The 19,047-nt window shown below is 52.1% G+C and carries 22 protein-coding genes; 18 read left to right on the top strand and 4 right to left on the bottom strand.

The window, feature by feature from the left end:
• Nucleotides 1–10: 10 nt before the first annotated feature.
• From bshB2 to thiD, 3 genes are all read right to left on the bottom strand, one after another.
• Nucleotides 11–679, bottom strand: coding sequence for a bacillithiol biosynthesis deacetylase BshB2 (bshB2, locus tag RQP18_RS12455; protein WP_342388004.1), 669 nt, complete (start codon nucleotides 677–679; stop codon nucleotides 11–13).
• An 11-nt stretch (nucleotides 680–690) separates the two neighbouring features.
• Nucleotides 691–1,050: a DUF1806 family protein gene (locus tag RQP18_RS12450; protein ID WP_271401760.1), complete on the bottom strand. Its 360-nt coding sequence runs from the start codon at nucleotides 1,048–1,050 to the stop codon at nucleotides 691–693.
• Between the two features lie 68 nt (nucleotides 1,051–1,118).
• Complete coding sequence (gene thiD, locus RQP18_RS12445) at nucleotides 1,119–1,949, bottom strand: bifunctional hydroxymethylpyrimidine kinase/phosphomethylpyrimidine kinase (protein WP_342388003.1); 831 nt, start codon at nucleotides 1,947–1,949, stop codon at nucleotides 1,119–1,121.
• Nucleotides 1,950–2,063: 114 nt separating this feature from the next.
• Between thiD and RQP18_RS12440 the strand changes: the two genes are divergently transcribed.
• From RQP18_RS12440 to RQP18_RS12415, 6 genes are all read left to right on the top strand, one after another.
• A complete protein-coding gene (locus tag RQP18_RS12440; RefSeq protein ID WP_342388002.1) occupies nucleotides 2,064–2,717 on the top strand; it encodes a uracil-DNA glycosylase in 654 nt (217 codons plus the stop codon).
• The gene (locus tag RQP18_RS12435) at nucleotides 2,714–3,037 is read left to right on the top strand and encodes a DUF5327 family protein (protein WP_342388001.1); all 324 of its coding nucleotides are present in this window, start codon (nucleotides 2,714–2,716) and stop codon (nucleotides 3,035–3,037) included. The genes RQP18_RS12440 and RQP18_RS12435 overlap by 4 nt, the downstream gene beginning before the upstream one ends.
• A gap of 23 nt (nucleotides 3,038–3,060) precedes the next feature.
• A complete protein-coding gene (locus RQP18_RS12430; RefSeq protein WP_342388000.1) occupies nucleotides 3,061–3,426 on the top strand; it encodes a DUF423 domain-containing protein in 366 nt (121 codons plus the stop codon).
• Nucleotides 3,427–3,553: 127 nt separating this feature from the next.
• The gene (locus tag RQP18_RS12425; protein ID WP_342387999.1) at nucleotides 3,554–3,934 is read left to right on the top strand and encodes a GntR family transcriptional regulator; all 381 of its coding nucleotides are present in this window, start codon (nucleotides 3,554–3,556) and stop codon (nucleotides 3,932–3,934) included.
• Complete coding sequence (locus RQP18_RS12420; protein WP_342387998.1) at nucleotides 3,924–4,808, top strand: ABC transporter ATP-binding protein; 885 nt, start codon at nucleotides 3,924–3,926, stop codon at nucleotides 4,806–4,808. Before RQP18_RS12425 ends, RQP18_RS12420 begins: the two co-directional genes overlap by 11 nt.
• Nucleotides 4,805–5,500 (top strand): hypothetical protein, encoded by a 696-nt coding sequence (locus tag RQP18_RS12415; protein ID WP_342387997.1) that lies wholly within the window; start codon nucleotides 4,805–4,807, stop codon nucleotides 5,498–5,500. The genes RQP18_RS12420 and RQP18_RS12415 overlap by 4 nt, the downstream gene beginning before the upstream one ends.
• A gap of 241 nt (nucleotides 5,501–5,741) precedes the next feature.
• On the opposite strand, the gene hemQ is transcribed toward RQP18_RS12415, so the two are convergent.
• Entirely contained in the window at nucleotides 5,742–6,488 is a 747-nt protein-coding gene (hemQ, locus tag RQP18_RS12410) for a hydrogen peroxide-dependent heme synthase (RefSeq protein ID WP_342389412.1), read from the bottom strand.
• A 136-nt stretch (nucleotides 6,489–6,624) separates the two neighbouring features.
• On the opposite strand from hemQ, the gene pta reads away from it, so the two are divergent.
• The 12 genes from pta to RQP18_RS12350 all read left to right on the top strand — a co-directional run bounded on the left by pta (nucleotide 6,625) and on the right by RQP18_RS12350 (nucleotide 19,020).
• On the top strand, nucleotides 6,625–7,611 hold the full coding sequence (gene pta, locus RQP18_RS12405) for a phosphate acetyltransferase (RefSeq protein WP_342387996.1): 987 nt from the start codon (nucleotides 6,625–6,627) through the stop codon (nucleotides 7,609–7,611).
• Entirely contained in the window at nucleotides 7,604–8,425 is an 822-nt protein-coding gene (locus RQP18_RS12400) for a lipoate--protein ligase family protein (RefSeq protein ID WP_342387995.1), read from the top strand. Before pta ends, RQP18_RS12400 begins: the two co-directional genes overlap by 8 nt.
• Before the next feature lie 179 nt (nucleotides 8,426–8,604).
• Nucleotides 8,605–8,817 carry a hypothetical protein gene (locus RQP18_RS12395; protein WP_342387994.1) on the top strand — a complete coding sequence of 71 codons (213 nt, stop codon included), beginning with the start codon at nucleotides 8,605–8,607 and terminating at the stop codon, nucleotides 8,815–8,817.
• A gap of 92 nt (nucleotides 8,818–8,909) precedes the next feature.
• A complete protein-coding gene (locus tag RQP18_RS12390; RefSeq protein WP_342387993.1) occupies nucleotides 8,910–10,211 on the top strand; it encodes an HD domain-containing protein in 1,302 nt (433 codons plus the stop codon).
• A 12-nt stretch (nucleotides 10,212–10,223) separates the two neighbouring features.
• Nucleotides 10,224–10,748: a YwhD family protein gene (locus tag RQP18_RS12385; RefSeq protein ID WP_342387992.1), complete on the top strand. Its 525-nt coding sequence runs from the start codon at nucleotides 10,224–10,226 to the stop codon at nucleotides 10,746–10,748.
• Between the two features lie 185 nt (nucleotides 10,749–10,933).
• The gene (gene mgtE / locus RQP18_RS12380) at nucleotides 10,934–12,289 is read left to right on the top strand and encodes a magnesium transporter (protein WP_342387991.1); all 1,356 of its coding nucleotides are present in this window, start codon (nucleotides 10,934–10,936) and stop codon (nucleotides 12,287–12,289) included.
• 73 nt (nucleotides 12,290–12,362) lie between these two features.
• Entirely contained in the window at nucleotides 12,363–12,743 is a 381-nt protein-coding gene (locus RQP18_RS12375; protein ID WP_373446079.1) for a DUF1934 domain-containing protein, read from the top strand.
• A 3-nt stretch (nucleotides 12,744–12,746) separates the two neighbouring features.
• Nucleotides 12,747–14,393 (top strand): arginine--tRNA ligase, encoded by a 1,647-nt coding sequence (gene argS / locus RQP18_RS12370; RefSeq protein WP_342387989.1) that lies wholly within the window; start codon nucleotides 12,747–12,749, stop codon nucleotides 14,391–14,393.
• Nucleotides 14,394–14,441: 48 nt separating this feature from the next.
• Nucleotides 14,442–15,353 carry a helical backbone metal receptor gene (locus tag RQP18_RS12365; protein WP_342387988.1) on the top strand — a complete coding sequence of 304 codons (912 nt, stop codon included), beginning with the start codon at nucleotides 14,442–14,444 and terminating at the stop codon, nucleotides 15,351–15,353.
• Entirely contained in the window at nucleotides 15,346–16,302 is a 957-nt protein-coding gene (locus RQP18_RS12360) for a FecCD family ABC transporter permease (RefSeq protein ID WP_342387987.1), read from the top strand. The genes RQP18_RS12365 and RQP18_RS12360 overlap by 8 nt, the downstream gene beginning before the upstream one ends.
• 85 nt (nucleotides 16,303–16,387) lie before the next feature.
• Nucleotides 16,388–18,343 (top strand): S9 family peptidase, encoded by a 1,956-nt coding sequence (locus RQP18_RS12355; RefSeq protein WP_342387986.1) that lies wholly within the window; start codon nucleotides 16,388–16,390, stop codon nucleotides 18,341–18,343.
• A 119-nt stretch (nucleotides 18,344–18,462) separates the two neighbouring features.
• Nucleotides 18,463–19,020: a sugar O-acetyltransferase gene (locus RQP18_RS12350; protein WP_342387985.1), complete on the top strand. Its 558-nt coding sequence runs from the start codon at nucleotides 18,463–18,465 to the stop codon at nucleotides 19,018–19,020.
• Nucleotides 19,021–19,047 lie beyond the last annotated feature (27 nt).

Here is a 19,047-nt window from a genome sequence, read left to right as displayed (position 1 = left end):
TGTCTACTCCTTAATCTATATCATAACTGTAGAATGTTTCGTTCTTCATCCACATCTGGCGGGCTGCTTCACTTTCCTGCGTGTTGCCTGCAAGTGTCTTGAGCAGTGGGCCGGTCTGTGATTCATGGGCGGCCATGATCTTCTCCTTGCGGGCTTCGTATCCTTCGATATTGACGACGATGTCCGGCTCGCCAAGATCCTGGAGTGTATTGTTGCTGAAGGCGACGAGCTGGAGTGCCGGGCGTTCTGATGCCGGCATTTCCGATACGGCCTCTATGACCGCTTCTGCAGTGGCTTCATGGTCCGGATGGACGGAGTAGCCGGGGTAGAAGGTGATGATCCGGCTCGGTTCGAGCTCATCGATCATATTCTTGATGACACCTTTCAAATGGCCGGGCGCCTCGAATTCGAGCGTCTTGTCGCGATATCCGAGAAGCCTCAAATCATCAAGTCCAATCAGGCGGGCACTTTCCTCTACTTCCCTTTTGCGTATCTCATGCAGTGATTCCCGTGTTGCAAATGGAGGATAGCCAAGGTTTCTGCCCATATCGCCGAATGTCAGGCAGGCATATGTCACCGGCACTCCCATATCCACATAGCGGCTCATTGTACCGCTCACTCCGAAAGCTTCATCATCGGGGTGCGGGAAGATGACGAGTACTTGTCTTTCTTTTTCCATAGCGCTGCCTCCTATTTAAAGAATTCTTTTGTAGAAATTTCAAGTGCACTTGCGAGTTTGCCTTCATAGTTGAATCCGTGCATGATGAATTCGTTGTTCTCATTGACTTCGAAATGCGTGAGGCCAAGTACATAGACCCAGCCGCCGTTGTCGAGCTTCAGCCCGACACGGTACTGGCCTTCGTCGCCGCCCCTGATGGCGCCCTGGGTGTAATTGACCGGGACGTTCCTCAGGAACATGCCCGTATTGAACACTTGGTCATCCAGGTGGCTCGCATACATGCCGCTCGTCACTTCTACGTGGATGTATACTTTCTTGTCCTGATAGCTGTTCAAAAGTTCCTGTACCTGTTCGCGATTGATCTTCTCCATTGTGTGAAACGCTCCTTAAAATAGCATACACAAAAGAGATAGGCGGGCTATCTCTTTTGTGACTGTGACTATATCTGTTCTTCTGTAACTTCAATCTGCTCCACAGTATTGGCTGCACCATGACGGACGACGCCGACATGTTCGTTCATCTTCCAGCCGTTCTTGATGGCGGATGTGACGAATGCCTTGGCGTTCTTGATCGCTTCAAGCGGCTCCTGGCCATTTGCGAGGTTCGCCGTGATGGCCGCTGCGAATGTGCATCCGGCACCGTGGTTGTAGGAAGCGTCTATCTTATCGCTTGAAAGGAGGTGGAATGCTTTGCCATCATAGTATACATCAACAGCCTTTTCGCCTTCTATTTCAGAGCCGCCTTTGATGATGACGTGCTGTGCACCTTTGGAATGGATGACTTCCGCGCATTTCTTTGCGGCATCCAGTGTTTTGGGCGTCTTGTATCCGGCGAGCTGTCCCGCTTCGAAGAGGTTCGGCGTCACGACTGTCGCATGTGGAAGCAGGTGCTCGACCATCGCATCGACAAGGCCCGGGTTGAGAACTTCGTCATCACCCTTGCAGACCATGACCGGATCCATCACGAAATGCTTCGCATCACTGTCGAGGTAGGCGTCCTTGCTGCGCTCGATGACCTCTTCCGACGGCAGCATGCCCGTCTTGATCGCATCCGGTGAAATGGAGAGTGCTGTCGCAATCTGTGCGTCAACGACATCGAGTGGTATTGGATTGACACCATGGGACCATGTTTCAGGATCCATCGTCACAATCGTAGTCAGTGCCGTCATGCCATACGTTTCATGCTCCTGGAATGTTTTCAGGTCAGCTGCAATGCCTGCGCCGCCACTTGTATCTGAACCTGCAATTGTGAGTGTCTTTTTAAGTGCCATGAGTTAAATTCCTCCAATGTCATTAATAATGATATTTTACTATAATGAAGGGTATATTTCTAGAGACATGCTTGCTTAAATGATATAATCAAACTTTAGACAGAGGTGAGAATCATGGAATGGGAAGATGTCTTCCAATCAATAAAAGAAGAGAACGACTTTTCCGAACTGGAATCGACACTAGAAGAAAAATATGGGTCGGGGGAAGTGTTCCCGCCGCGTGAACAGATATATACGGCTTTTGAACTCACACCGCTTGAAAATGTGAGGGTCGTCATACTGGGGCAGGACCCCTATCATGGGAAAGGCCAGTCCCACGGACTTGCATTTTCAGTCAATGATGGTGTCAAAATACCGCCATCCCTGAGAAACATGTATAAGGAGCTGGAATCCGACCTCGGCATCAAAAGGACCACCGGCAGCCTGAAGGACTGGGCGAAAGAAGGCGTGCTGCTGCTCAATACAGTATTGACCGTTGATGCCAACCAGGCGAATTCCCACCGTGGGCTCGGCTGGGAACCGTTTACGGACGGCGTCATCAGCCATGTATCGGAAAATCTGGAGCATGTGGTCTTCATCCTTTGGGGCAAACCGGCCCAGAAGAAGGAGAAGCTGATCGATACATCCAAGCATTGTGTCATCAAGTCGACCCATCCAAGTCCGCTGTCCGCCCACAGGGGATTCTTTGGCACCCGGCCATTCAGCCGGGCCAACGACTATCTGGAGGCGCATGGCAGGGACCCTGTGGACTGGAGTGAACAGGAATGAAGCAGGAAATCATTGCAGAGCTGAAACAGGAGCTCCACAGGATGGAAGTGGCCAGCCAGCCGCATGAATTCGAAAAGCACCTCTATGCGATGGAGCGGCTGCTCGGGCTGCTGAAATCGGATGCGGGCGGCAGCGTGCAGCATGCAACTCCGGCAACTGGAGCGCAGGGCGGACAGGCACTGTCCGAACGCGACCGCATGATGCTCGAACAGATGGGCGGCAAGGTGGCCGAGACGAAGCCGGCATCGGCACCAGTGACCCGGGAAACGCTCAGAACAGACGACGGTTTCGGCAACGGTGATTCCCTGTTCGATTTCTAGACTGATTCAAAGGAGAAAAGGAAATGAAGACTTTCATCATACTCGGGGCGATCAATGCATTCATCTCGGTGGCCCTCGGGGCTTTCGGGGCGCATGGCCTCGAAGGCAAGATCAGCGAACATTATATGAGTGTGTGGGAGAAGGCCGTATCCTACCAGATGTACCATGCACTCGGCCTGATTGCAGTCGGCCTCCTCGTCCAGGTGACAGGGGCGCCGCTGCTCGGTGCCGCCGGCTGGCTGATGCTGCTCGGCATCATCTTCTTCAGCGGCTCCCTATACATTCTGGCGGTAAGCGGCATCTCCATACTCGGTGCCATCACGCCGATCGGCGGTGTACTCTTCCTGGCCGGATGGGTGTGCCTCATCATCGGCATGATCAGGCTATGATATTTTGTTGGACTCCACTGCGGTGGGGTCTTTTTATTTTGCGAAAAATGGGAGTTCATGTTTACATTTTCCACACGTTGATATATACTTATATACATAACTATATAACCATTTAGGAGGGTTGCGTATGGCGGGGGTGCTCAATGACAAGAAGCCGATCTTTGAACAGATCAAGGATTGGATCAGTGATCAGATCATCGATGGAACGCTCGAGGCGCATGACAGGGTTCCTTCCACGAATGAAATCGTCCAGTTTTACAAGGTGAATCATCTGACGGTAGCAAAGGGTGTCAACCAGCTCGTCGATGAAGGTGTCATCTATAAGAAGCGGGGTGTCGGCATGTTTGTCGCACCGGATGCAAGGGGCGTGCTGCTCGACAGCAGGAAAGAGAGTTTTGTCAGTGAATACTTGAAACCGATGATCGATGAAGCGGAAAAGCTGGGTTTTTCAACACAGGAGATTGAAGGATTGATTCATGAGATGGAGGGGAATAGAAATGGCGAATAGTGTATTGGAAATCAAAAATGCGTCTTTGGACATAAAGAAGGACAGGATACTGGAAGACATCACTCTGAAGATGGAGGCCGGCAAGGTCTACGGACTGCTCGGCAGAAATGGCGCAGGGAAGACATCGTTGCTGTCTCTGATCTCCTCCTTCAGGAAACCGACCCGTGGAGTGGTCACGATTGACGGGCAGGATCCATATGAAAATGCGGAGCTGATGCCGAAGGTGGATTTTCTCTACGAAGTCGACTACTCGGAGGAGTACCGGACACCCGAGGATTTCTGCAGGATGACGAAACGGTACAAGCAGGATTTCGACATCGACTATGCATACGCGCTCTTCGATGGTTTCAGGATTGATCGCAAGAAGGCGCTCAACCGCATGTCGAAAGGCCAGCAGGCGGCGGTGAATGCGGTCCTCGGTCTTGCTTCCAATTCGCCGATCACCATCTTTGATGAAGTGACGAACGGGATGGATGCCCCGTCGAGGGAGTACTTCTACCAGAAGGTGCTTGAAGCCAATGCGCGTACCCCGAGGATCATGATTCTCTCCACCCATATCGTATCCGAGATGGAATATCTGTTTGACGAGGTCATCATCATCCACCAGGGGAGGCTGATGCTGCAGGAGCCGCTGGATATATTTCTTGAGCGTGGATTCAGGGTCACAGGGCCGAAGGAGAAAGTGGAGCACTTCACCCGTGAGATGGATGTTCTTGCCACGGAGAGCCTTGGACCGACACAATCGGACATGGTACTTGGCCATCTGGAGGAAACACAGATGAAGGACGCAAAGTCACGCTATTTGAACATTACACCTTTGAAACTGCAGGAATTGTTTATCCGAATGACTGAAGACAGGGAGGGTGTACAATGAACAATAAATTGAAACTGGCAACAATGGACTTTTCGAAGGAAATCGCCAAGTGGACGATGTGGTATCTGCCGGTCATGGCTGTGATATATATCCTCGTATCACTATTCCTCAATGAAGTCGAAGTGAATGAGATGTCGTTCTATGCGATGGCTTCGTCGGCAAATCGCATCTTCATGCTTGTAGCCGGCATCATGGCAGTATTCATGTTTCTGGAACTCGCAATCAGCGTTGGATTGACACGAAAGACATTCCTCAATTCGATGCTTCTGACAGGCGGGGTGATCACAATCGGTCTGGCAGCCGTGACGGGAATCATCTCCCTCATCCTCGGCCTGATGCCATGGTTTGGGGATGGCATCGTCGCACCGGGTGCAACCGGCGGTCCAGTGGTCAATGTCATCGGCCATCTGCTGACGACATATGTATTCTTCCTGGCCGGATTCATCATAAGCATCGGATTCTACCGCGGTTTCCTCGGCGGCATGATTTCAATCGTACTCAGCATCGGCATCGCGATTGCAATCGACTCGATGTGGACGTGGCAGACTTCGGGAACGGTCTTCAATATGGAAATGGCAGGATACGGTTCCAGCAATCTGCTGCTGACCATCATATTCAGTCTGCTGCTCGTATTCTTCACCATTGCGATATTGCAGTCCCTCATCCGTTCGGTGCCGGTGAAAGTCAAATAGAAAAAGACCTCCCCGTGCTGGATTAAATCCAGCACGGGGAGGTCTTTCCTATTTCAGGGGAGCGGCTATTTGCGCTTGCCGTCGCCTTTATTTTTACGGTTCTTGAACTTTCTGATTATGAATGGCAATGCCAAAGGGATGAGTCTGCGAAGTAGACGGCCCATCTTGATTCCTCCCAACTCTCTCGATAAGTGTATTTATTTATATATAGCCACCTGAGATTGTATTGAAACCTTGAAACTTACCTGAAGAAGGCGGACAGGGAATCCGTCGGCAGGTGCACCCCGACGAAGAAGTCGCCGAAGTCGCCGTAGCGCGCCGATACTTCATCGAATCTCATTTCATAGATCAGCTTCTTGAACTGCAGCATGTCATCGGAGAAGAGGGTCACGCCCCATTCGTATTCGTCGAGGCCGATCGAACCTGTGATGAACTGCCTCACCTTGCCGGCGTAGCTGCGGCCGATCATGCCATGTGAACGCATGAGTTCGCGGCGCTTTTCCATATCCAGCATGTACCAGTTGTCATCACCCTGGCGACGTTTGTCCATCGGGTAGAAGCAGATGTACTGGGATTTCGGCACTGCAGGATAGAGGCGCTTCCTGACAAATTCATTCTGGTAAGGGTCTTCACCGGAATCTTTCGCAAGGTAGTTGCTGAGTTCAACGATGGAGACATACGAATAGGACGGGATGAGGAAATCGCTGATTTGGAGCTTGTTGAATTCCAGTTCCAATGTATTGAGCTCATCGATCGTCGGACGCAGCATCCATAGAATCAGGTCTGCCTTCTGTCCGGTGATATTATAGAAGGAATAGCTGCCTTCGTTCTTCTGGTGCACTTCCTCCTGGCGTTCGAGGAATCCCTTCAATTCTGACACGAGAGTGTTCAATTCTTCTTCTTCAAGCAGACGGAGGGATGGCCAGTCCACGTTGTAGAGAAGGTGAAGGCTATACCAGCCATCGAGTGTTTGTGCAGCTTCATTCATTTGTGTATCTCTCCTTTTTTTCATATCTCCCTCCATCTTACTCCATAAGAAAACGTTTTAAAAGCAGATAGGGATGAAATAATGTGACAAAAAGAGTATAATACAGCGTATGCAAAGGCTAACCAAGGAGGATATTATGAGTCAATTTCTAGAGAATCTCAAATCTAACCTGGAAGATAGAAATATAGAAATCGTTTTTCCGGAGGGCACGGATCCAAGGATCCTCACTGCTGCTGTGGAACTAGCTGAAACAACCTACGTAAAACCGATCGTTCTCGGAGATGAAGCCGGAATAAAGGCCCTGGCTGAAAGGGAGGGACTGGACATCAGCAAGCTCGATATGATCGATCCGGCGACCTATGAGGATAAGCAGAGGCTTGCGGATGAATTTGTCAAACGCCGCAAAGGAAAGGTGACATCGGACCAGGCGCTCGAAATACTGAATGATGTCAACTATCTCGGCACGATGCTCGTATATACAGGACGTGCCAAAGGGCTCGTGTCCGGTGCAGTGCATTCGACTCCCGATACGGTGCGCCCGGCGCTCCAGATCATCAAGACGAAGCCCGGAGTAACACGTACGAGCGGCGTATTCTTCATGCTGCGCGGCGATGAGCTTTACGTCATGGGAGACTGTGCCATCAATCCGGAGCTGAACGCAGAAGAGATGGCGGAGGTTGCGGTGGAAGCGGCAAAGACGGCAAAAAGCTTCAAGATGGATCCCCGCGTTGCGCTGCTCAGCTTCTCTACGAGAGGATCGGCAAAGACGGAAGAGACGGAAAAAGTGAAGCTTGCGGCTCAATATGCGAAGGAAAAGCTGCCTGAAGTACCAATCGATGGAGAACTTCAGTTTGATGCTGCCTTCGTTCCAAGTGTAGCCGAAAAGAAGGCACCCGATTCCGAACTGAAAGGGCGGGCCAATGTATTCATCTTCCCTTCCCTCGAAGCCGGTAACATTGGCTATAAGATTGCACAGCGCCTTGGCGGTTTCGAGGCCTACGGACCGATTCTCCAGGGGCTGAACCAGCCGGTCAATGACCTTTCCCGTGGATGTTCCAAGGATGAAGTCTTCAACCTTGCCCTGTTCACAGCCACACAGGCCCTGACACAGGACGATGCATAGGCTGTTCCAAGAGCGCTGGCACTATGTGCCGATTGAAACGACACCCCACCCCTACATGTCATTTGCCATGGATGATGTGCTCCAGGAGATGGTGAGCGGAGACGGTGTGCCGAAGTTCAGGGCATGGGTCCATGATCCGTACATCATCCTCGGACTGCACGATGGCCGGCTGCCCCATCTCATGGATGGACTTTCCTATCTGGAGGATGCTGGATTCGACTATATCGTGAGGAACAGTGGGGGCCTCGGCGTCGTACTCGACGCGGGGGTTCTGAACGTCTCGCTCATCCTGTCGAAATCATCAGTTGCACAGATCGATGATGGGTACGATCTGATGCTGGAGCTTGTCCGGAAGTCCTTTCCCGGTACGGACATCGAAGCATATGAAATCGAACACAGCTATTGTCCCGGCAGCTATGATCTGAGCATCGGCGGACGGAAGTTCGCGGGAATATCCCAGCGGAGGATCCGGCAGGGTGTCGCAGTACAGATCTACCTGTGTGTGACAGGCAGTGGCGCCGAACGCGCTGAAATCATGCGTAATTTCTACCACTCGAGTAGAAAAGGGGAAGAGACGAAATTCTCCTATCCCGAGATTCATCCGGAAGACATGGCTTCACTGAATGAACTGCTTGGTACGGACCTGACCGTTGACGCGGTGCTTGAGCGTATGCTCGGAGTCATCCGGGAGAGCGGAACCCTTGAGCCGCTCCCCGACATGGATGCTGCGATGCGCGATCGCTACCATCACCATATCGAGCGGATGAAACAGCGGAACAGGGATATCCGGGCGGATAAAGAGGATATGAAGTGAGAAGGCCGTCCGGCATCGGAGGGCCTTTTTTGTTGTGTGGAGAGGGAGTGTGCGCTGTAACTGGATTTCACGCTGCCCGCCAGCGGGAGTAATCAACCTCTTATACGGAAACCATATGCAAATGAAACGTTTAATCCTTCCAAGGGGGTGGAATATACTCTAAAAAGGAGTGGATATGAATGGCTGAAGAAAGGAATAAAAGGATGACGACTGAAGAGGATGAAGAAAAGCTCAAGCGCCAGAAAGAGCGCGGACCTGAGGATGAAGTCAAAGAAGACGTTCCTCCAGACAGCCCACCAAGCCAAAGGGGCAAAGATGAAGCGGAAAGGAAAGAGGATGTGCAGAAACAGAAGGACGAGAAACATCCTCTCCATAACGAGGAGGATGAGTAGCATCCATTTCATCCTTATTATATAGTACAGGGTTGCCTATCTTTGGTAGCCCTTCTTTTTATGATATTATAGGGGCATAGGAGGGCAGTGGGATGACAATCAGTGAATATGGCAAAAAACAGCTTGTAGAAGAGAAGGTTTTCAAAGATCCGGTGCATCGGTATATTCATGTACGTGACCAGGTGATATGGGACCTGATCAAGACGAAGGAGTTCCAGCGGCTGAGACGGATCAAGCAGCTGGGGACCCTTTATTTGGCATTCCATTCCGCAGAGCATTCCCGGTTCAACCACTCGCTTGGCGTATATGAGATTGTGCGCCGCATGGTGGTCAATTTCCAGGAGTTCAAAGAGTGGAATAATGACGACCGTCTGCTGGCATTATCGGCGGCCCTGCTCCACGATCTCGGTCATGGACCGTTTTCCCACTGCTTTGAAACGATATTTGATACCGATCACGAGGAATTTACGCGCAAGATCATCCTTGGCAATACCGAAGTGAACGAGGTATTGAAAAAGGTCAGTGTGGACTTCCCGCTTGAAGTGGCGAAGGTTATAGACAAGACGCATGAGAACAAGCTGGTCATCAGCATGATATCCAGTCAGATCGATGCCGACCGGATGGACTACCTGCAACGGGATTCCTACTATACCGGTGTGAGCTATGGCAATTTCGACATGGAGCGCATACTTCGTGTCATGCGGCCGAGCCGGGAGGAGGTCATCATCAAGGAAAGCGGCATGCATGCCGTCGAGGACTACTTGATGAGCCGCTACCAGATGTACTGGCAGATCTACTTCCACCCGGTATCGCGCGGCGGGGAAGTGCTCCTGAACCTTGCATTGAAACGGGCGAAATACTTGCACGAAGGTGGCTACAAGTTCAAACAGGCCCCGAAATACTTTATACCATTCTTCTCGGGGGAGGTCACCGTCGAGGATTATCTGCGACTGGACGAGATGGTCGTCAATTTCTATCTGCAGGAATGGATTCATGAAGATGATCCGATACTGAGCGACCTCGCCCACCGGTTCGTCAACAGGGATCTGTTCAAATACCTCCCGTTCGATGGCTCGGTCATCACGATTTCCGAACTCGAGGCGCTTTTTGAAAAGGCGGGCATCGACCCGGATTACTATTTCTTCAGCGACTCCTACTCGGATCTGCCATATGATTACGACCGTCCGGGCTCAAAGAGCAACCGCAGGCCCATCCATCTGAAAAGGAGCAATGGCGAGTTGCGTGAAATCAGTACGCAGTCGGCCATCATCCATAGTATAACGGGTGTCCATCGCATGGATTCGAAACTTTATTACCCCAGAGAGAAGATAATGCAGATTGAAGATCTTGAAATCAAAGGCGAAATTATAAACCTGCTTAATGAATTGGCATAGGAGTATGATAATATGACGAATGATTCTAACGGCAAAAAACCTGGATTCCAGTTCAATATTCTTAAGAACGATCCCCTTGATGGGCACAAGGGTCAAAATATCGGCTCGATCAGCCTGGAGAACGTCGCTCCCGTCTATGTAAATAAGGACACTGGTGAAGTGTTCATTGATATGGGTGGATTGCATGCCCGAGCCGAAGTGGAACGGCGTGTAAAATGGGTGACCGACCGGTCCGAAGTCGAAGGGGAGGACGCGGAATCCTACTGGCTGGTATGGGTGAGCGTCGAGCGGATGGACGTGGGTCCGGTATACAGCGGAGTGGCAGCATGTTTCGAGATGGTCAACAGGACGAAACGCCGTGGGTACAAGCTGATGCCTGAGCATGTCAACATGATGGACCGTTCCATGAAGGGGAAGATCGACCTGAACGACATGGATCCGGGCAGCCGATCTGCCCTGAAATCCTTCCTCATTTCCCACAATAAAGAAATATGGGACAATTCGGAAGCACTTCAGGAAGAGATGAAAAATGACTAATTGTGACGGTATTGTGTCAAAGTCATAAAACGATTGCAGATTGGTCCGGCGAAATATAGAATATATGTAGTTATATGCGATATAACTAGGACACGGTGGCCGGGAGGAATCCTGGCCACTTTTTTTGTTCTGTTACGCCTCCGGACGGGTATGGTCCAATAGATGGTTTCAAGGGAGGTATGAAAATGAGGGATATGAAGAAAAGACTCGATTCACGGACGATCGAGACATACAGGAAGATGCTCAATGAGGACGGATCAGCATTCGCCGAACGTTTTCCCGGATTACATAGCAACGAACAGTACCAGATACTGAGATCCTTCGGCAGAGAGGAGCAGGGAGCAGTATTTGAAATCATTTCTCCGGAGGCGTTCGCCCAGGTTTTCAAATGGTTCTCCCGTGATGAGCAGCTCGAATTGTACGGCCATATGGAAGAAGACTACCGGATGCGCATGCTGGAGCGTCTGGCCACGGATGATGTGCGCCATTTCATCGAACCGATGGGTGATGGGGCACAGAAGGGAATACTCTCCAAAATGAGCGCGACCAAGCGTCGTCACATGGAGGAGCTCCTCCAGTATGACCGCCACAGTGCAGGCAGCATCATGCGGAAGGAATTCGTCAGCGGGGCACCCGAAGACGATGTGGCAACGGTGGTTGAAAAGCTGAAGGATGATACGACGACGTATGAAGCGGTGCATTTCGTCTATGTGGTGGATCATGACCAGCAGCTGGTGGGACTGGTCGCATTGCGGGACCTTCTCATCGCCGATGGTTCACAACAGTTGAAGGAGATATGTGATACAAGTGTCCATACGGTGACCGTTGACATGGACCAGGAGCAGGTGGCCCATATCATACAGGACTACGACATCATAGCCGTTCCGGTCGTCAGTGCGGACAATGAACTGCTCGGCATCATCACGGTGGATGACATCATCGACATCATGGAATTAGAAGCGACGGAAGACATGGGAGAGCTCACAGCCTCACGGGGGACGACCGACATGAACATCTCCCCTTTCAGGGCGGCCAGAAAGCGGGCACCATGGATCATGCTCCTCATGGGCCTTGGGCTGATTACGGCAAATGTCATCGGTGCATTCGAGGAGACGCTCGAATCGGTCGTGCTGCTTTCCTTCTTCATTCCGCTCGTCATGGATGCAGCGGGCAACACGGGCACGCAGTCGCTCGCAGTGATGGTGCGGACGATATCCACCGGTGAATACCAGAAACATGGCCTGTGGCGGACGCTGGGACGGGAGCTTGGTACCGGGGTGATGGTCGGCGCGGCGAGCGGGATTACGATCATCACATTGATCCTGGTCTTCTATCAGGAGCTGTGGCTCGCATTCGTCGTCGGCATCTCACTGCTCCTGACACTGAGTGTCGCAACCGTGATCGGTACGATCCTGCCGATCATCATCAGCAAGCTGAAGATCGATCCGGCTGTTGCGAGCGGGCCGTTCATTACGACCCTGAATGACATCATCGGCCTGTTCATCTACTTTTCAATAGCCACCACCCTGCTTCAGATATAGGCGTAGTCTACATTATGCCGGTATGTTATAATTTACCTTACTTGTAGGTGATATTATGGATAAGAAGGAAACAATGTACAGAATCAACCAGGTCGTCGATATGGATGGCGAAAGGAAACGCTATGAACAGACGGTCAGGGCTGAAGTGCTGGAACGGAAGGACCGCTATCTCCGCTACACGGAGCAGCTGGACGAATACGAAATTGATGTAGTGATGCGTGTCGGTGATGATTTCATCAAGATCCAAAGGCGCGGCATCATCAACATGAATTTTCATTTTCAGCAGGGGGAGACGACGGATACATTCTATGAGTCTCCGGCGGGAAAGCATCATTTCCGCATCAATACGACCGCGCTCGACATCGGGGAAGTGACGATTGAGATCCATTACGAATTGTACGACCATAACGGCAAACTTGGAGACTATCATTATAAAATCAGGAAAGTAGGGTAAGCGATGGATTTGAGACAGCAGTTAAGGACATCGATCGAAGCAGCAGTCAGAAAGTCGGGGCTCGTGGAAATCGTACCCCCGGTCAAGGTGGAAGTGCCGAAGGAGAAGGCGAACGGGGATTTCTCCACGAATATAGCGATGGTGCTGACAAAAGAGGCAAAGCGCAATCCGCGGGAGATTGCACAGGCGGTCATCGACAACCTCGACTATCAGGAAGCCAGTGTGAAATCCGTGGACATTGCGGGACCGGGCTTCATCAATTTCAGGATGGACGAGGCATCCCTGACGGGCATCATCCATAAGGTCCTGTCCGAAAAGGACCGATACGGCAGTACGGTGCACGAGAACCCCGAAAAGGTGCTGATCGAGTTCGTCAGTGCGAATCCGACGGGGGACCTCCACATCGGCCACGCACGAAATGCGAGCGTCGGTGATACACTGTCGAACATCATGGCGTTTGCAGGGCATGATGTGACCCGCGAATACTATATCAACGATGCTGGAAACCAGATTGAAAATCTGGCCCTATCCATCGAAGCCCGCTACCTGGAAGCGCTGGGGCAGGAGCTGTATATGCCGGAAGACGGGTATATGGGCAAGGACATCCAGGTGATCGGCGAGAAGCTTGCCAAGGAGTCGCCTGAACTGATTGAAACGTCCCGCGAAGACCGCGTGAAGATGTTCCGTCAGATGGGCGTCGACTATGAGATGGAGAAGCTGAAGCAGGACCTCCATGATTTCAACGTGCACTTCGACAGCTGGTTCAGTGAATCGACCCTCTATGAGAAGGGCGAAATCAACGAGGCGCTCGACAAGATGACGGAGAACGGCTATACGTACGAGGCGGATGGTGCGCTGTGGCTGAGGACGACGGACTTTGGAGATGACAAGGACCGCGTGCTCAGGAAGCAGGATGGCACATACACATATCTGATGCCGGACATCGCTTATCACTTCGACAAGGTCGAGCGCGGCTACGACAAGCTGATCAACCTTTTCGGTGCGGACCACCATGGCTATATAAAACGTCTGAAGGGATCGCTCGGGGCACTGGGTGAAGATCCGGAACGCCTGGAAATCCAAATCATGCAGATGGTGCGCCTGATAGAAAACGGTGAAGAGGTTAAGATGAGCAAGCGTACCGGCAAGGCAATTACACTGCGCGATATCATCGAGATGATTGGAGTGGACGCAAGCCGCTATTTCCTGGCCATGCGCAGTCCGGATACGCACTTCGACTTCGATCTTGAACTGGCGAAATCCGAATCCAGTGACAATCCGGTCTATTATGCACAGTATGCGCATGCCCGCATCTGTTCAATACTGCGCCAGGCGAAAGCCGATGGTCATGCACTCGATATGGAAGCGGACCTGGATGTGATTGTACATGAACATGCGCTCGAGGTCCTGAAGAAGCTTGCCGACTTCCCGAATGTGGTAAAAGGCGCGGCGGAGAGCCGTGCGACACACCGCATTCCAAACTATATACAGGAACTCGCCGGGGTGTTCCACAAATTCTATAATGCAGATAAGGTGCTGACGGACGACCATGCAAAAACGGCTGCCTATCTGCTCATGATTGAAGCGGTCAGACAGACTTTGGAAAATGCACTGGGTCTGATCGGCGTCTCTGCACCTGAGCAGATGTAATCATCGCCCCCGCCATGTGGTGGGGGTTTTTTACAGGAATTGAAATCAATGACCAAGGAAGTGGCGGATATGGACAACAGGCTGACAGGCGTACTGCTCATATTTATCATCATGCTTGCAGGATGTGCTTCGGAAGGCGAAAGTGTGGACGAAATCGGCCCGGAAGAGACACCGCTCGAGGAGCGACGCATCGTTTCGCTGATGCCGAGCAACACGGAGATTATTGCAGAGCTGGGACTCGGAACCAATCTGGTGGCTGTGACGACGGAAGTCAGCCACCCGGAGTCGGTCGTGGAGAATGACGAAATTGAGAAAATGAATGTGTTTGAACTGGATGAGGAGCAGCTGGTCGAACTCGAGCCGACACACATCCTTGGACATGAGTCCTCCGTGCCCCAATATGCAGAAACGCTGGAACGTGTCTCCGAGACGACCGGAGCAGAAGTGCTGATCGTCAATGAAGAGAGGGCCATCGAGGAAATATATGCATCCATTACAGCCATCGGGGAGTTCCTTGGAGAAAAGACGGCTGCCGAATGGCTGATCGAAGATATCGAACGCGATATCAACGTGCAGAACAACATCTATGAGGATCATTCGGAATCCTATGAGGTATTCATCCACATCTCGGACCAGCCTGAACTCTATACGGCAGGGAGTGGGACCTTCATCGAAGACGCCCTGTCAGAAATCTATATCGACAATGCATTCGGTGATCTTGAAGGGTATCCGAATGTCAGCCCCGAGGATGTCGTAGAAAGGGATCCGGACAAGGTGGTGTCGATCATGGGCCTTGAAGACGCGGCCCTTGAGGAATCGATCGGTGGGACGCCGGGCTTTTCGGAGCTGGCAATCAGCCAGCCTGAAAACCAGTGCAACATATCCCCGGACCTCCTGGCCCGTCCCGGCCCCCGCATTGCGGATGGCCTGAGGGCAGTCGGACGCTGTGTCTATGAATAGACATGTCGCCCTCGTTGCAGCAACAACCTTTCTGGCAGGCACCTTGAGCCTACTCATCGGTTCTGTGGAGCTGGCCGGCCTCCCGCCCGGCCAGAGCAAGAATATCATTTTCAACATCCGGCTGCCGCGCGTACTGTTCGCAATCATCCTCGGAGCTGCCCTTGCGATGAGCGGGGTGGTCTTTCAGATTGTACTGCGCAACCCGATGGCCGACAGCTTCACCCTCGGGATGGCGAATGCCGCCGTCCTCGGCAGTGCGGCCTCCGTCACCGGAGTGCTGCCCCTGGTCCTCCGCCCGCTGGCGAGTATCGTCGCAGGGCTGCTGGCCCTCGCACTCGTCCTGGCAGCAGCCAGGCGGCTCGAGACCACCTACCGTCCTGAAACGCTGATCATCATCGGGGTGCTGCTTGGGGCGATGATGAGTGGAATCCTCTATATCATCGTGCTCATCGCCCCCGATCAGACCGAATCCATCGTCCGCTACATGTTCGGTTCGTTATCGGGCATAGATTACGATGCGGTGCTGCTGACGGGGGTGCTGACCCTGCTGTCGGGCGCAGTACTGTATCGTGCCGGTGGTGCGCTCGACCTGCTCAACCTGGGTGATGCCAGGGCGTACAGCCTCGGCGTCGATGCAAGGAAGATCCGTCCCCTGCTGCTTGTGGTCGCATCGATCCCCCCGCTTGTTGCGATCAGCTTCACCGGCCTGGTGGCACTGGTCGGCATCATCGTCCCGCAGATGATCCTCTATTTTAAACCGCTGATGTTCCGTCCGCTCTTCATACTCTCTTCACTGTATGGTGCGTTATACATCATCATCATCGATACCATCGGGCGTACGGCCATTGCGCCCATCCAGATTCCTACAGGGGTGATGGTGATGGTTTCGGCGGTGCCGCTCTTCATCTTCCTGATGTACAAGCGGGTGCTCACCGGAGTCCGGCAGTGACATGAGTAGGCAATTGAATATCATCGTGATAAAATAATGAAAAGGCTGTATATTCAGTCTTTTTTCAATTTAAGGGGGAATCATAGTGACACGTAAAACGAGCATTCAGGACATTTTCAAAATCAATTCGGTCTCTTCGCCGAAAGTGGGCGCAGACCAGCGGATCACCACTCTGATCACGCATCTCGATGAGGAGAAGAACGACTACATCACCAACCTGTACCGACTTCAGGATGGCGCCATGCAGCAGCTTACATACCAGCCGGAACGCCTGTCCAATATCAGACATTCAAATGATGACCAGTGGATGCTGTTCATTGCAAAAGCGGATGACAAGCCGCAAGTGTTCCTGCTGAATACAGCAGGCGGCGAACGTGTCCAGCTGACGAAGGAAAAGGAAGGCGTCAACAGCGCAGATTTTTCAAACGATGGCAAGAAGGTCTATTATCATGTATCCAATGAGAAAGGGAATGGTGAAGGGGAAGAGAAGTCGAAAGACGAGAAAGATAAGAAGCCGGAACCGGTTGTCATCGACCGGATGAAATACAAGGCGGACAGCCTGGGCCTGCTCAAGGAGAAGTATCAGGCGGTGAAAGCCATTGATCTCGAAACACGGGAGGATGAGATCCTGTTCGAAGGGGAGGAGAACTTCACGCTCCACGAAATGATCGGTGGAGATGTGTATGTCTATTCCACGGATGACAGTGAGGATCCAGACTTCAACTTCAACCAGACGCTGTATATCAAAAACGGCGATCAGCAGCCTAAAGAGGTGCCGACCGCAGAAGGTGGCGTGGTGAAAGTTGAGGCATCACCCGATGGGGAACATCTGCTCATCGTCGAGATGGGGCGCGAGTTTGAGAATGCCACCCACGCGACACTGCACGTATATAACATCGATACAGGGGATAAGAAGCATATTACCGAAGGGCTCGACAAGCCGGTCGGCGACTATGTCGCTGCAGATACACAGCAGGCCATCGAACCCAACCCCGCCCAATGGATATCCGATACACGTTTCGTCTTCCTCGTATCGGACAACGGCAGCGTAAATCTTTACGAAGGCAGTGTGCAGGGCGAAACCAGACCGCTGCTCGAAGACCGCCACCATATCTTCGGCATGGATGCCACAGAGGATTTCGCGGTGCTCGCAATCTCCAGCCATGCATCTCCGGGTGAGCTGTACAGGTTCGACTTCGATTCGAAGAAGCTTGAGCAGCTGACACATGTCAACCGGACATATGTCGAGGAGACGGAACTTGTGGATCCCGAGGATATCACGTTCAACAGTGAGGACGGTACAGAAGTGCATGGATGGTTCATGAAGCCGGCAGGATTTGAAGACGGGGGAAGCTATCCGATGATCACGAATATCCACGGGGGGCCGCATGCATTCTATGGCAATACATTCTTCCATGAGATGCAGGTGCTTGCCGCCAAAGGCTACGGGGTCCTGTTCGTAAACCCAAGGGGCTCGCACAGCTATTCCCAGTCCTTCGTCGATGCCGTCAGGGGCGACTACGGCGGCGGGGACTACAGTGACATCATGGCCGGAGTCGAGTACATCACAGGAAAATACGACTGGATCGACCAGGACAACCTCGGTGTTACAGGCGGATCCTATGGTGGCTTCATGACCAACTGGATCGTCGGCCACACGAACCGTTTCAAAGCCGCCGTCACGCAGCGGAGCATCTGCAACTGGGTGAGCTTCCGTGGCGTTTCCGATATCGGCTACTACTTCACAGATTGGCAGATACAGGCGGAATTCGGCGATATCGACAAGATGTGGCACCATTCCCCGATCAAGTACGTCGACGCCATCGATACACCTCTGCTCATCCTCCACAGCGAGCGTGACTTCAGATGCCCGATCGAGCAGGGGGAGCAGCTGTATATCGCCCTCAAGTATCAGAAGAAGGAGACGCAGTTCGTCAGGTTCCCTGAAGCGGACCATAACCTCTCCCGCACAGGTAAGCCGAACTTGAGAATTGAACGCCTGACGCACTTGACGGACTGGTTTGGGAAGTATCTCGACTGATTACAGGAATTTCCCGGGAAATCCAATCTGCGAACGCCCATCTTTCTGCTGTCCTGCTTAATCCCTAGGAAAAAGGGAAAGTGAAACGGGAGCAACTTTTTATGGATGAGGTGAGTGGAATGACCGAAAAGGAAAAGATGCTGCGGGGTGAATACTATGACCCCAGGGATCCAACCCTTGTGCACTTGAGGGATAATGCCGAGAATCTGATGAACCAGTATAACCATCCGCACGGTGAAGAGAAAGGGCGGCTGCTCGATATGCTGTTTGGCTATCATGCCGAAGGACTCAGCATCCGTGCGCCATTCTACTGCGACTACGGCATCAACATCAAAGTCGGGCGCAATTTCTATGCAAACTATAACTGTGTTTTTCTGGATGTCGCAAGGATTACGATCGGTGATGATGTGTTTTTCGGACCGAATGTGTCACTCATTACAGTCAACCATCCCATCGACCCTGAAAAAAGGAAGCAGGGCCTGGAATATGCTGAGGAGATTACGATAGGCGACAATGTATGGATCGGTGCGGATGTCACGGTCAATCCGGGAGTTACAATCGGCGAGAACACGGTTATCGGATCCGGCGCGGTCGTCGTCAAGGATATTCCGGCGAATGTAGTGGCTGCCGGCAACCCCTGCAAAACGATCCGGACGATTGAAGCGGAAGGGGAATGATGGAAACAAAAAGATGTGGCACCCTTC

The organism is Salinicoccus sp. Bachu38 (genome assembly GCF_038561955.2).
GTDB lineage: Bacteria > Bacillota > Bacilli > Staphylococcales > Salinicoccaceae > Salinicoccus > Salinicoccus bachuensis.
Note: the sequence above shows the minus strand (reverse complement) of the source record. Positions and strands in the feature narration are given on the sequence as shown.